The sequence below is a fragment of the Streptomyces lunaelactis genome, from assembly GCF_003054555.1.
Taxonomy (GTDB): Bacteria; Actinomycetota; Actinomycetes; order Streptomycetales; family Streptomycetaceae; genus Streptomyces; species Streptomyces lunaelactis.
This window is the reverse complement of the sequence record NZ_CP026304.1, coordinates 777454-790673: the sequence shown is the minus strand read 5'-3', so window position 1 is coordinate 790673 and position 13220 is coordinate 777454. Positions and strand designations below refer to the sequence as shown.

The window sequence follows — 13220 nt, the reverse complement described above, 5'->3', positions numbered from 1 at the left end:
TCAAGGGCCGGCCGGGCCTGACTGCCCCGGGCCCTTCCAGATTCTTGCAACACGTTCTACTGTGTGCGCCGCGCATGGGACGGATCGCGAGACACCTGGAGGGGCCGTGCACCTCGAATACACGCCTGAACAGCAGCAGTTGCGAGCCGAACTGCGCACCTACTTCACCGACCTGGTGCCGGACAACGTCTACGCGCGCTACGCCGACCCGGGTGCGCAGAAGCGCTTCTACCGCGAGACGGTCCGCAGGCTCGGCACCGACGGCTGGCTCGGCGTCGGCTGGCCCAAGGAGTACGGCGGCCGCGGGCTGAGCCCCATGGAGCAGTTCATCTTCTTCGACGAGGCCGCCCAGGCCGGCGTACCGCTGCCGCTGATGGCGCTCAACACCGTCGGCCCGACGATCATGCAGTTCGGTACGGACGAGCAGAGGGCGTACTTCCTGCCGAAGATCCTCGCCGGGGAGATCGACTTCGCGATCGGATACAGCGAGCCCGACGCCGGCACCGACCTCGCCGCCCTCAAGACCCGCGCCGTACGCGAGGGCGACGAGGACACGGGTACGTACACCGTCAACGGGCAGAAGATCTGGACCACCAACGGCGACACCGCCGACTGGGTCTGGCTCGCCGTGCGCACCGACCCCGAAGCCCCGCCCCACAAGGGCATCACCATGCTGCTGGTCCCGACCTCCGACCCCGGCTACTCCTGCACCATCATCAACACCCTCGCCTCGCACGACACCACCGCCAGCTACTACGAGAACATCAAGGTGCCCGCCTCCCGCCGCGTCGGCCAGGAGAACAAGGGCTGGCGGCTGATCACCAACCAGCTCAACCACGAGCGCGTCACCCTCGCCGCCCACGGCACCATGGCCATCCGCGCGCTCCACGACGTCCAGCGCTGGGCCGCCGACACCAAGCTCGCCGACGGCCGCCGCGTCATCGACCTCGGCTGGGTGCGGGGGCGCCTCGCGCGGACCCACACCAAACTCGATGCCATGAAGCTGCTCAACTGGCAGATGGTGGGCGCCGTCCAGGAGGGCACCCTCACCCCGCAGGACGCGTCCGCAGTCAAGGTGTACGGCTCCGAGGCGCGCCGTGACGCCTACGCCTGGCTGATGGAGGTCGTCGGCGCGGCGGGCCACCTCAAGGAGGGCTCGGCCGGCGCCGTCCTGCACGGTGAGCTGGAGCGCGGCTACCGCTCAGCCGTGATCTTCACCTTCGGCGGTGGCAACAACGAGATCCAGCGCGAGATCATCTCCTGGATCGGACTGGGGATGCCGCGGGTTCGTCGCTAGGGGCGTGCGACAAAGATCTATAGTTGACACTTAAGGTGGGTAGTTGGCACCAAGATCATTACCCTCCATAGTCAGGAAATGTCTGCTCTGAACGGTCAGTAACCGATGGCCTCGTCAACCTGGATCTGCAGGGGTCGTTCTTCGTCGGAGGCTACTGCCAGGAGTGACGCGTAGCGGTCGAGGCGCTGTCGGAGAATGAGTCGCGACTGGCGAAGATCCCGGTGGTAGACGTCTGCGTAGTTGACGTAGTTGCGCGGATCGGTGCCACTTTCACGCGGAGCCTTGAGAAGCGCGCGGGTTCCAGAGTCGCTGGACGCGCGCGGCCGCGAACTCACAAGCGGATGTCTTCCGCCCCCGAGGTCGGGTTGCAGGACGCTACGGGGAACGTCATGGACGCTGCGGGCCTGCGATCTCGCGTCTGGTCGGAGCCGCTTTCGTGCCGTCGTACGTCCTGGTTGGTCCGCATGCCCGCGACCGCGCCGCGGCAGAGACCGCCGAAGGGCTGATGACCTCGCCCGCCGTGACCGCCCGCGCCCAGTGGAGCATCGTCGAAGCGGCCCGGGAAATGACCCGCCAGCAGGTCAAGCGGCTGCCCGTGGTCAACGAGGCCGGACACCTCGTCGGGATCATCAGCCGAAGCGATCTCCTTCGGGTCTTTCTGCGGCAGGACAGCGCGATCCGCGAGGAGATCACCCGAGAGGTCCTGAGGGACACACTGTCCCTCTCTTCCGAAGAGGTCCAAGTCAGTGTGGTCGACGGTGTGGTGACGCTGACCGGCAGAGTCAGGCAGCGCAGCCTCATCCCGATCGCGATGCGGCTGTGCCAGGCCGTCGGCGGCGTCGTCACCGTACACGGGGTTCTCGACTCACCCGGCGACGACGAGTTTGGGGCGGCCGAGACGGCCAACCCCGACAGTGTCGTCGGATACACCCAGCGCCATTGAAGTCATCGATCGGGGCAGCGGACCCGCCGACGTCCGTCGGTTCAGGTGCCGTCGGTGAGCCGGCGGCACGCGGCCGCGGCCTACTCGGCCGGATGTGTGGGGTGTTCACTGCTCGTGCCGTCGAGTGCGCGTAGCACCTCCGATCACGTTGTGGTCGAAGGTGATGGTCAGGTCTAGCACGGCACGGACCTCGATCCGTCTGTCCACGGAGCGGGGCCGCTCGGTCACGCCGCCGACGCCACCTGAAAGGCATCAGACTCGGCGGGGCGATCCCGACCCCGCCGCCGGCGCCGAACATCCCTACCGCTCCCCGGGCAGGGTGAGTGTGCAGGATTCCCCGGGCGCCACCGAGACCGTGCGGTCCAGCAGGGCGATGTCGATCGGTGAGCGGTCGGATTCGGTCACGGTGATCTGCAGCTCCCCTGCGCGCAGCCGGAGCCGTACGCCCCAGTGGCCCTGGTAGCGGATCGCAAAGCCGTACTCCTGTGGACTTCTTGGGCTCAGTCGTGGGGGACCACCGCAACGGGCGAGGTGGCGTGGTGGAGTACGGCATGTGCGACGGGCCCGATGTGGGCGCCGAGCGTCGAACGGCGAGTCCGGCGGCCGACAACGACCAGGGACGCGTCTCGGGAGGCGTCCACCAGGTGGTTGGCGGGTTTGCCCGATCGCGACCGCTCGACGACTTCGACGGCCGGGAACTTCTGCCGCCAGGGGCGCAGCGTCTCGGCCAGGGAGTCCGCCTCCTGGGCGGCCAGTTGGGCGTTCATCCTCGGGTCGGCGGGAAGCCCGTATGCGAAGTAGGGCGGCAAGTTCCAGCCGTGGACGACGTGCAGGGCGGTGGCGCGGCGCGCAGCCGCGTCGAAGGCGAACTCGATCACGGAGTCGTCCGGGTGCTCGGTGTCGAGGCCCAGCACAACGGGCCGGTTCGCAGTGGGACCGGGCGCGCGCTCGTCCTCGGTCTTCTCCTCTGCCCGTACGAGGACGACGGGCCGCTCCGTGTGGGCCACGGTTGCCATGCCGACGGACCCGACCATGAATCCGGCGACGCCGCTCAGGCCACGGGAGCCCAGGACCAGGAGCTCGGCGTCCCGGGCCTCGTCGGGCAGGACGGTACCGGGCCGGCCGGCGACCTGATCCGCGGTGATCTCCACATCCGGGTGACGGAGCCGCAGTTCGTCGGCCGTATCGCGGGGAATGCGCTCCGCCCAGTGCTGCATCGTTTCGCCGCCCAGGAGTGGAGCCTGAATGTAGGGCTGCGGTTCCCAGACGTTGACGAGGCGTAGCGGCAGACCGCGCAGCCGCGCTTCGCGGGCGGCCCATTCGGCGGCGGCCAGGCTCTCGTTCGAGCCGTCCAGGCCGACGGTGACGGTGCGGGACATGATGCGTACCTCCTGGGTGGCGGGCGGATCTGTCGGACGACCCGCTTCCAGCGTCGTGGGCGGGGCGGGCGTCTTGGAGGGGCCGCTGGTCCCCGGCCGGGGCCGGTCGGCCCATACCTGGGCCGTCGGCGGCCGGAGACCGGCGGCCCCCTCTCCGGAAGGTGGCGCAGGGGTCAGCGCAGCCAGCCGTTGTTGCGTACGAACGGCAGTCGCGCCCAGATCCGGCCGAGCCCCCAGGTCTCGCCCGCGGACGTCAGGGCGAGGGCGACAAGGGCGGCCGCATAGATGACGTGGTACTCCACGACGGGGTTGGTGGACATGCTCGGCGAGCCGTCGGACAGGTGCTGGGCAGGCGGCCACTCCGCGAGCCACATCAGCGCCATCATCGCCGTGCCGGCGACCGCCGCCAGGCGCAGCGCGGTACCGGTCAGCAGGGCGGCACCGATGCCGAGCAGGCCGAGCATGAACAGCCAGTCCGCCCCGGCGGCACCTGCCCAGTCGTGGAACGTGGACTCCATGGGCCCGGCGGCGACGGAGCTCAGGAAGCCCTTGGTCGGCGAGCCGCCGTCGATCCAGCCCTTGCCGGACGGGGTGGCATAGCCCCAGCCGAAGGTCTTGTCGAGGAAAGCCCACAGAAAGGCGAAGCCGGTCAGGAGGCGCAGGGCCGCGATGGCGTAGGTCGGCCGGGTCTGTGTTCCGGCGGTCGTCGCGGCCGCGGTCCTGGTCCTGCGCCAAGAGGGAAAGTGGAGTACGGGGCGCTTGTGGGGGTGCTCGTGCACAGCCATGGTGGTGATCCCTTCGGAGGATGCCGGGTCGGTGCCTGACATCGCTCACTGTCGTGGCCCGGCGGCCCGCGCCGCCGGGGGCCGAAGGGCGTTACTGCTGGGGCTGAACGGCCCTGGTTCCGGGGCTCGTTGGGGTACGGAGGCGGATCATGGGGCCGGTCGGCCCTCGCGACTGCGTCGGGGCGGCGGGATGCTGAGGGGCCGCGACGAAAGGAGTGCCATGTCCCAGCGCGCCGGTACGGGCGGCCCGAGGTGGCGCCTGATCCCCGGGGTGGCCGTACTGGTGGGATACGAGCGCTCCTGGCTGCGCGGCGACCTGCTGGCCGGGGTGACCGTGGCCGGGTATCTCGTGCCGCAGGTCATGGCGTACGCGGGCGTGGCCGGGCTACCGCCGGTCGCATGCTGTGCGGCGTCTTCCCCGGGACCGACGGCAAGTACCTCATGAGCGTTCCCATGGCCGAAGATGTGTGGGAGCGAGTCCGTGACCAGGCCGCCGCAACCGGGAAGAAACCGGAGGACTTCCTGAGCGAGGCCGTCGCGCAGGCGCTCGCCCGCGAGCGGTCCGTTCACAGGGCACGGCTGGACCGCTCGCTCGATGGACTGCTGCGCGCGTTCACTCCCGAGGAGGTCACGGCGGCTGCCGCTCGGCGGATCAGACCCTCGATCTGACCGAGCGGGGAGCCGAGGCGCCGTCGGCATGCTCCAGTGGCAATTTGCTGCCCCCTTACTCCTCGCAGGTCAGCCGGCCTCGCGCCACGGAGCACTGGCCTGGAAGCGGCTGGGCGCTCCGAGCATCTCCAGCAGATCCGCTGCCATGCGCTGGGCGGTACGGGGCCCGCCCGGGCGCTTGGTCACGGCTTCGTCAGCGAGTCCCTGACCCAGGAGCCGCACCACCTCAGCCTCTCGCCAAGGCATTGGTGGAGGGGCAGGTACGGGAACGGGATGCGCGCGGCCTGTGCTTTACCCCTCTTCAAGGCACGCGGAGAGGATGGCGCGAGGCGCACGAGATCTTCTCCGCCGGTGTTCATGCCAGCCGGACGGTGAGGAGTACCGCCGCGTCCGTCTCGGCGGTCAGGCTGTGCCGTCGGTCGGGAATCGCGACGATGTCGCCCTGGCCGAGGGGCCATGTGCGGTCGGCGGTGCGCAGTGTCACCCGGCCGGTCAGGCAGGTGAGGGTGGCGGCGTCCGGGGCCTCGTGTTCGGCGAGTTCGGAACCCGTCGCGAGCGCGATCAGGGTGACGCGGAGTCCCGGAAGGGTGACGACGGTTCGTGCTGTTCGCGCGGAGCTTCCGGAGTTCGCGGACCTGGCATCGGCGAGCAACTCCTCTCCCATGGCCGGCAGGTTGGTGACCTCACCGGCGGACAGGTGTGCCTCGGGAGGCCGGGCAGGACCGTTGTGGTGGGTGTTCATCAGGTGCGTTCCCATCCGCGCCGGGGCGTGCGGGAGCCCAGCTGCGCGTCGCGGCTGCGATAGACGATGTAGGGGCGGGTGAGGTAGCCGAGCGGTGCGGTGAGCATGTGCACCAGCCGGGTGAACGGCCAGGCGCCGAACAGCAGCAGGGCGCTGAGCGCGTGCAGGCGGAACAACAGTGGCGCACCGGCCATCAGCGCGGGGTCGGGGTGCAGGTAGAAGACCGACCGGAACCAGGGCGAGATGGTGGTGCGGTAGTCGTAGCCTCCGCCGATGATGTTGCTGACCACGGTGGCGGACAGCCCCAGCGCCAGGGTCAGGGTGAGCATGACGTACATGAGCTTGTCGTTGCGGGTGGTGGCGCTGAACACCGACCCGACCGTACGTCGGCGGTAGACGAGGATGGCGAGCCCGGCCAGGGTGGCGGCACCGGCGATGGTCCCCAGCCCGGTGGCCATGAGGTGGTAGGCGTGCTCGCTGACGCCGATGCCTTCGGTCCAGCGCTTCGGGATCACCAGTCCGCCGATGTGGCCGAGCACCACCGCCAGGACCCCGAAGTGGAACAGCGGGCTGCCGATGCGCAGCAGCCGGCTCTCGTACAGCTGGCTGGACCGGGTGGTCCAGCCGAACTTGTCGTAGCGGTAGCGCCAGACATGGCCGACGATGAACAGGGTCAGCGCGATGTACGGCAGGACGACCCACAGCACCACGTCGAGCGCGTCCGCGTCCGGGGTCATGACCTGCCTCCCGTCGGGGCGGGCATGAACTCTGGTGGTGCGAACGGCGCGAGGCCTACCTGTTCCTCGGGCGGTCCCTGGGCGGCGAGCTTGGCGACGGCCTCGCGCTCGTCACCGGCCAGCGGGGGCAGGGTCGCCGATACGGAGTCCAGGACGTCGGCCCATGCGGATCGCGCGTCGCGCAGTGCCAGGCGCAGCAGTTCCAGGCCGGCCCGGTGCTCGGTGAGGAGGCGCCGGCCTGCTTCGGGGTCGCCGGTGGCGGCGAATTCCAGGACGACGCAGAGGTGGTCGGGCAGTTCGTCGTCGGTCAGCCGTAGTCCGGCGGCGGTGTAGGCCTGCTTGAGGCGCAGCAGCGCGGCGCCGCGATTGCGGGTGTCGCCGTGGGCGTAGTACGTCAGGAAGAGGCAGTTGCGTTTGCGGTGGTCGAAGGTGGTGACGTAGTCCGCCGCCAGGTCGGTGGCGGGCGTGCGGTCGAGGTGCCCGAGGAATCGGCGCAGGGGCTCGGCGACCCGGTCGGGCAGGGTCTCGGTCACCGCTCGTACGAGCGGCACCTGTTCGAGGAGCCGCTCGTCGGGATAGCCGAGGAGCAGGGACTGGACCTGCCAGGCGGCGGGGTTGCGGGCGGTGCCTTCGCGGGTCATGGACGCGGCTCGCTCTCGTCGTCTCCGGAGGAGCTGGGGAACAGGCCCTGGGGGCGGCCGTTGCCGTCCCAGTTGAGGAGGTTGAGCCGGGTGGACTTGTCGCCGGGGGCGGCTGGGGAATCGGCTGGGGTGTCGACGGCGTCGGCTCTCTGGCGGTCGCGCTGCAGGTGGAAGTTCTCCACGGCGATCGGGGCCGGAGCGTCGCCGGACGCCTCGCCGAAGGGGCCGGAGCCTCCCATGCCGGGGCCGTCCTCGAAGTCGAGGCTGCACTCGGTGGCCAACTCCTCCAGGCTGTGCGCCTGTTCGGCGTGCGCGGGCGGGATGACGTACCTGTCCTCGTACTTGGCCAGCGCCAGGAGCCGGAACATGTCGTACATCTCTTCCTCGGTCATGCCCACCGCGGCGGGGATGCTCGCGTCGGGTTCGCGGCCGAGGTTGATGTCGCGCATATAGCTGCGCATGGCGGCCAGCCGTCGCAGCACGGCGTCGACGGGGGCCGGGTCACCGGCGGTGAACAGCTGGGCGAGGTAGTCCACGGGGATGCGCAGGGCGTCGATCGCGGCGAACAGATTGCCCCGGTCCTCGGCGTCGTAGCCGGTGTCGCGGACCACGTCCACCACCGGGGACAGCGGCGGGATGTACCAGACCATGGGCAGCGTGCGGTACTCCGGGTGCAGCGGCAGAGCGACCTTGTACGTGTTGATCAGGGCGTGGACCGGGGAGCGCCGGGCGGCCTCGATCCAGTCCCGTGGGATGCCCGACCGCTCCGCGTCGGCGGCCACCTGCGGGTCGTCGGGGTCGAGGAAGACCTGCCGCTGCGCCTCGTAGAGGTCAGTGTCGTCGGGGGTGGAGGCGGCTTCGAGGACCTGGTCGGGGTCGTAGAGGACCAGGCCGATGTAACGGAGCCGGCCGACGCAGGTCTCGGCGCAGACGGTGGGCTGGCCGACCTCGATGCGCGGGAAGCAGAAGGTGCACTTCTCGGCCTTGCCGGTGCGGTGGTTGAAGTAGATCTTCTTGTACGGGCAGCCGGACACGCACATCCGCCAGCCCCGGCAACGGTCCTGGTCGACCAGCACGATGCCGTCCTCCGAGCGCTTGTAGATCGCGCCGGAGGGACAGGAGGCGACGCAGGACGGGTTGAGGCAGTGCTCGCAGATCCGCGGCAGATAGAACATGAAGGTCTGCTCGAACTCGAACTTGACCTTCTCCGCGATCCCGGCGAGCAGTACGTCCTTGTCACCGTGGTCGGCGGAGCCGCCGAGGTTGTCGTCCCAGTTGGCCGACCAGGTGATCTTCATGTCCTTGCCGGTGATCAGGGACTTGGGCCGTGCGACCGGGGTGTGTTCCTGGAGCGGCGCGTTGGTCAGCGTCTCGTAGTCGTACGTCCAGGGCTGGTAGTAGTCGTCGAGCGAGGGCAGCGTGGGGTTGGAGAAGATGTTGATCAGCTTCTTGAACCGGCCGCCGCCCTTCAGTTTCAGATTGCCGCGCTTTTTGAGGTCCCAGCCGCCGCGCCACTTCTCCTGGTCCTCGTAGCGGCGCGGATAGCCCTGGCCGGGGCGGGTCTCGACGTTGTTGAACCACACGTACTCCACGCCGGGACGGTTGGTCCAGGCCTGTTTGCAGGTGACCGAGCAGGTGTGGCAGCCGATGCACTTGTCGAGGTTCATCACCATCGCCATCTGGGCCATGACCCGGCGGCCGGTTGGTGTGCCTGCGGGCATCAGTACGTCACCTCCTGGTCGGTGCGACGGCGGATGACGGTGACCTCGTCGCGCTGGTTGCCGGTCGGGCCGAGGTAGTTGAAGGCGTACGTCAACTGGGCGTAGCCGCCGATGAGATGGCTTGGCTTGACCAGCAGCCGGGTCAGCGAGTTGTGGACGCCGCCGCGCCGCCCGTTGGTCTCGGTGCGGGGGACGTCGATGAGCCGGTCCTGGGCGTGGTGCATGTAGACGGTGCCTTCCGGCATGCGGTGGGAGACGACCGCGCGGGCGGCGACGACGCCGTTGCGGTTGACCGCCTCGATCCAGTCGTTGTCGTGCACGCCGATCTTCGCCGCGTCCTCTTTGCTCATCCAGACGGTCGGGCCGCCCCGGGAGAGCGAGAGCATGAACAGGTTGTCCTGGTACTCGGAGTGGATGGACCACTTGTTGTGCGGGGTCAAGTAGCGCACTGTGATGCCGAGTTCGCCCTGATCGCCGACTTCGGGCTCGTCGAAGAGGGCGTGCATGTTGAGCGGCGGCCGGTAGACGGGCATCCACTCGCCGAGTTCGGCCATCCAGTCGTGGTCGATGAAGAAGTGCTGACGACCCGTCAGGGTGTGCCAGGGCTTGAGCCGTTCGACGTTGATGGTGAACGGTGAGTAGCGGCGCCCGCCGGACTCCGTCCCCGACCACTCCGGCGACGTGATGACCGGGACGGGGCCCGCCTGGGTGTCGGCGAAGGTGACCCGCTTGCCCTCGGCCTCGGCGGCCAGGTCGGCCAACTTGACGCCGGTACGGGCCTCCAGGGTGCGGAAGCCCTGGGTGGCCAGGTGCCCGTTGGTGGTTCCCGACAGGGCCAGGATCGCCTCGCAGACCTGCACGTCCCGGGCGATCGACGGGCGGCCGTCCGCGGGACCGCCGCGCACGGTGCCGTTCCTGTGCCGCAGGTACTCCAGCTCCTGCCGTACGTCGAAGGTGACGCCCTTGGTGGTGGCGCCCAGGGTGTCCAGGAGCGGGCCGAGGGCGGTCATCCGGTCGGCGACGGCCGGATAGTCGCGCTCGACCGTCACGAGCCTGGGCATGGTCCGGCCGGGGACCGGCTCGCACTCGCCTGCCTTCCAGTCCCGGACACGGCCGTGCGGGGTGGCCATCGCGTCGGGGGTGTCGTGCAGCAGCGGCGCGGCCACCACGTCCTTTTCGGTGCCGAGCCGCCCTTCGGCGAGTCGGCTGAACGCCGCCGCGATGGTGTTGAAGGCGTCCCAGTCGGTGCGGGTCTGCCACGGCGGCGGGATGGCCGGGTTGAAGGAGTTCACGAACGGGTGCATGTCCGTGGTGTTCAGGTCGTGCTTCTCGTACCAGGTCGCCGCCGGAAGCACGATGTCGGAGTAGACGGTGGTGCTCGTCATCCGGAAGTCCAGGGTGAGCAGCAGGTCGAGCTTGCCCACCGGTGCCTCGTCCCGCCACACCACGTCGCGTGGGCGGGCGTCGGGCGGCGCCTCGGTGGCGCGTACGGCGGAGTCGGTGCCGAGCAGGTGCTTGAGGAAGTACTCGTTGCCCTTGGCGGAGGAGCCGAGCAGGTTCGCCCGCCAAATGGTCAGCACCCGGGGGAAGTTCTCCGGCGCGTCCGGGTCCTCGCCCGCGAACTTCAGCCGCCCGGACTTGAGTTGGTCCACGACGTACTCCGGCACCTTCTGCCCGGCGGCTTCCGCGTCCGTCGCGAGGGTGAGTGGGTTGCGGTCGAACGTCGGGTAGGAGGGCATCCAGCCCATCCGGGCCGAGGCCGCGATGACGTCCGCGGTGCTCTTCCCGGCGAACGTACCGCCCGCGCCCGCGGCGGCGAGGGTGTCGGCGCTGAAGGGGTCGTAGCGGAACTGGTCGGTGTGCAGGTACCAGTAGGCGGTCTGGATCATCTGCCGGGCGGGCCGGTGCCAGTCGGCGGCCGTCGCGATCGCCGAGTACCCGGTGATCGGGCGGACCTTCTCCTGCCCCACGTAGTGGGCCCAGCCGCCGCCGTTCACACCCTGGCAGCCGGTCAGCGTCGTCAGGGTGAGGAAGGAGCGGTAGATGGTGTCGGAGTGGAACCAGTGGTTGGTCCCCGCCCCCATGATGATCATTGAACGGCCCCTGGATTCCTCGGCGTTGGTGGCGAACTCGCGCGCTATGCGGGCCGCCGTCTCACCGGCCACCCCGGTGATGGCCGCCTGCCAGGCCGGGGTGTAGGGCTGGTCGGGGTCGTCGTATCCGGTCGGCCAGATCCCCGGCAGCCCGTCGCGGGCCACGCCGTACTGGGCGAGCAGCAGGTCGAGCACCGTGGTCACCAGCTGCCCGGCGACCCGGCGTACGGGGACACCCCGCCGCAGCTGTCCGGCGGTCCCGTCCGGGGTGTCGAACCGGGTCAGCTCCACGGTCACGGCGGACTCACCGCCATCGCTGCCGCCGGCCGCCGTCAGCAGCGGGTCGGTGTCGCCGAGGTCGAGGTTCCACTTCCCGGCGCCGGACTTGCCGTAGCGGTGGCCGAGCGAACCGTTCGGGACGACGGGCTCGCCGGTGGCGGAGTCCAGGAGGACGGTCCTGAACTCCGCGTTCTCCGCCTCGGCCGCCGTGCCGCCCAGGTCGGCGGCGGTGAGGAACTTCCCCGGCGCGTACGTCAAGTCCGGCCCGGTGCCGCGCTGTTCGAGGGTGACGAGGAAAGGCAGGTCGGTGTAGCGCTTGACGTAGTCGGTGAAGTAACCGACCTGGCGGTCGACGAAGAACTCCTTGAGGATCACATGCCCCATCGACATCGCCAGCGCCCCGTCGGTGCCAGGCGCGGCGGGCAGCCACTCGTCGGCGAACTTGACGTTGTCGGCGTAGTCCGGGGCGACCGCGATCACCTTCTGGCCCCGGTAGCGTGCCTCCGCCATCCAGTGCGCGTCCGGGGTGCGGGTCACCGGCAGGTTCGAGCCCCACATGATCAGATAGCCGGCGTCCCACCAGTCCCCGGACTCCGGTACGTCGGTCTGGTCCCCGAAGACCTGCGGCGATGCGACCGGCAGGTCGGCGTACCAGTCGTAGAACGACAGCATCACCCCGCCCAGCAGCGAGTAGAAGCGGGCCCCCGCGGCGTGGGAGACCATCGACATCGCCGGTATCGGCGAGAACCCGGCCAGCCGGTCGGGACCGTACTCCTTGATGGTGTGCACATGGGCGGCGGCGATCATCTCGCTCGCCTCGTCCCAACTCGCCCGTACCAGACCGCCCTTGCCGCGCGCCGACTTGTAGCGCCGGGACCGCTCCGGGTCGGAGACGACGTCCGCCCACGCCAGCACCGGGTCACCGAGCCGGGCCCTGGCCTCCCGGTACATCTCCAGGAGCACCCCGCGCACATAGGGGTAGCGGACGCGGGTGGGCGAGTAGGTGTACCAGGAGAACGCGGCGCCGCGCGGGCAGCCGCGCGGCTCGTACTCGGGGCTGTCCGGGCCGACCGTGGGGTAGTCGGTCTGCTGGGACTCCCAGGTGATGATCCCGTCCTTGACGTACACCTTCCACGAACACGAGCCGGTGCAGTTCACCCCGTGGGTGGAGCGCACCACCTTGTCGTGGCTCCAGCGGTCCCGGTAGAAGTCGTCGGCTTTCCGGCCACCGATCTTGTACAGGGTGCGATGGTCGGCGGAGACCTCGGCTCGGGTGAAGAACCGGCGGGTGCCCACCAGTGCGTCCGCCAACTCACCGTCCAGGCCGGCCGGTTTGCGTGCCTGCGGGTCGGTTCCTGGGGTTCGTGGGCTCACGATGCCGCCTTCCCGGGCGTCAGCGGCCCGTCCTGCTGTGATCCGGCGTGCTGATCGATATCGGCACCGGCTTCTGTGGCGAACCCCGTTGTGGCGAAATCCGCGCTCAGCGTTCCGACGCGGGAGCGGACCGCGTCCATGGCCTCCCAGTCCTCGGTGCTCAGCCCGGCCAGGGCGGCGGGGAACACGCCGTCCTGTTCCTTGAGGATGTGGTTGCGCAGCAGATCCAGGGCGTCCAGGAGCCGCTGGGGCCAGGCGGGGTCGGCCGGGACGCCCGCGGCGGCCCCGTCGAGAACCGCCTCGACGAGCCGGTGTTCGGCCCGAAGCGCCGCCATGCCGTCGGGAAACTCCTTTGCCAGCGGCGGGAAGAGACCCTGCTCCTCCACCGCCGTGTGCGGCACGAGAACGGCGGAGACGCGGCGCGCGATCCACGCCGTCCGGGGTACGTCCGCGTCGCGGTGCGCGGTGCGGACGTACCCGATGAGATTGACGACCAGGTCGTGTTCACGGGTCAGTTCGGCGATCTGGGGTAATGCCTGGCAGCCGCAGTACTCACACAT

Annotated in this window: 13 protein-coding genes and 1 pseudogene; 4 read left to right on the top strand and 10 right to left on the bottom strand. The window is 69.7% G+C overall.

The features are described from left to right. Window positions 1-106: 106 nt before the first annotated feature. Together SLUN_RS03505 and SLUN_RS03495 are read left to right on the top strand one after the other, a co-directional pair. Window positions 107-1297, top strand: a complete 1191-nt coding sequence (locus SLUN_RS03505; protein WP_108147101.1) for an acyl-CoA dehydrogenase family protein — start codon at window positions 107-109, stop codon at window positions 1295-1297. Between the two features lie 436 nt (window positions 1298-1733). Next, window positions 1734-2240: a CBS domain-containing protein gene (locus SLUN_RS03495; RefSeq protein WP_306610673.1), complete on the top strand. Its 507-nt coding sequence runs from the start codon at window positions 1734-1736 to the stop codon at window positions 2238-2240. Between the two features lie 105 nt (window positions 2241-2345). Here the strand turns inward: SLUN_RS03495 and SLUN_RS42285 are convergent, their stop codons facing one another. The 4 genes from SLUN_RS42285 to SLUN_RS03475 form a co-directional block, all read right to left on the bottom strand. Then, window positions 2346-2468, bottom strand: a complete 123-nt coding sequence (locus SLUN_RS42285) for a hypothetical protein (RefSeq protein ID WP_108147099.1) — start codon at window positions 2466-2468, stop codon at window positions 2346-2348. Window positions 2469-2540: 72 nt separating this feature from the next. Continuing rightward, window positions 2541-2708 carry a hypothetical protein gene (locus tag SLUN_RS42680; RefSeq protein ID WP_503461807.1) on the bottom strand — a complete coding sequence of 56 codons (168 nt, stop codon included), beginning with the start codon at window positions 2706-2708 and terminating at the stop codon, window positions 2541-2543. A 32-nt stretch (window positions 2709-2740) separates the two neighbouring features. Continuing rightward, window positions 2741-3619 carry a universal stress protein gene (locus SLUN_RS03480; RefSeq protein ID WP_108147098.1) on the bottom strand — a complete coding sequence of 293 codons (879 nt, stop codon included), beginning with the start codon at window positions 3617-3619 and terminating at the stop codon, window positions 2741-2743. A 173-nt stretch (window positions 3620-3792) separates the two neighbouring features. Continuing rightward, a complete protein-coding gene (locus SLUN_RS03475; RefSeq protein WP_108154495.1) occupies window positions 3793-4404 on the bottom strand; it encodes a DoxX family membrane protein in 612 nt (203 codons plus the stop codon). A gap of 220 nt (window positions 4405-4624) precedes the next feature. Between SLUN_RS03475 and SLUN_RS03470 the strand changes: the two are divergent. After that, window positions 4625-4804 (top strand): annotated as a pseudogene (locus tag SLUN_RS03470) (SulP family inorganic anion transporter); the annotation flags it as partial. 53 nt (window positions 4805-4857) lie between these two features. Further along, window positions 4858-5073: a hypothetical protein gene (locus SLUN_RS03465; RefSeq protein WP_108147097.1), complete on the top strand. Its 216-nt coding sequence runs from the start codon at window positions 4858-4860 to the stop codon at window positions 5071-5073. A 355-nt stretch (window positions 5074-5428) separates the two neighbouring features. On the opposite strand, the gene SLUN_RS03460 is transcribed toward SLUN_RS03465, so the two are convergent. Genes SLUN_RS03460 through SLUN_RS03435 form a run of 6 tightly spaced genes read right to left on the bottom strand, consistent with a single transcriptional unit; the run spans window position 5429 to window position 13220 of the window. Further along, on the bottom strand, window positions 5429-5815 hold the full coding sequence (locus SLUN_RS03460; RefSeq protein ID WP_108147096.1) for a cupin domain-containing protein: 387 nt from the start codon (window positions 5813-5815) through the stop codon (window positions 5429-5431). Continuing rightward, window positions 5815-6552, bottom strand: coding sequence for a respiratory nitrate reductase subunit gamma (gene narI, locus SLUN_RS03455; RefSeq protein ID WP_108147095.1), 738 nt, complete (start codon window positions 6550-6552; stop codon window positions 5815-5817). Before narI ends, SLUN_RS03460 begins: the two co-directional genes overlap by 1 nt. Next, a complete protein-coding gene (narJ, locus tag SLUN_RS03450; RefSeq protein WP_108147094.1) occupies window positions 6549-7193 on the bottom strand; it encodes a nitrate reductase molybdenum cofactor assembly chaperone in 645 nt (214 codons plus the stop codon). Before narJ ends, narI begins: the two co-directional genes overlap by 4 nt. Next, a complete protein-coding gene (gene narH / locus SLUN_RS03445; RefSeq protein ID WP_175313616.1) occupies window positions 7190-8914 on the bottom strand; it encodes a nitrate reductase subunit beta in 1725 nt (574 codons plus the stop codon). Before narH ends, narJ begins: the two co-directional genes overlap by 4 nt. Beyond that, the gene (locus SLUN_RS03440) at window positions 8914-12663 is read right to left on the bottom strand and encodes a nitrate reductase subunit alpha (RefSeq protein ID WP_371413899.1); all 3750 of its coding nucleotides are present in this window, start codon (window positions 12661-12663) and stop codon (window positions 8914-8916) included. The genes narH and SLUN_RS03440 overlap by 1 nt, the downstream gene beginning before the upstream one ends. Continuing rightward, window positions 12657-13220, bottom strand: coding sequence for a hemerythrin domain-containing protein (locus SLUN_RS03435; protein WP_108147093.1), 564 nt, complete (start codon window positions 13218-13220; stop codon window positions 12657-12659). The genes SLUN_RS03440 and SLUN_RS03435 overlap by 7 nt, the downstream gene beginning before the upstream one ends.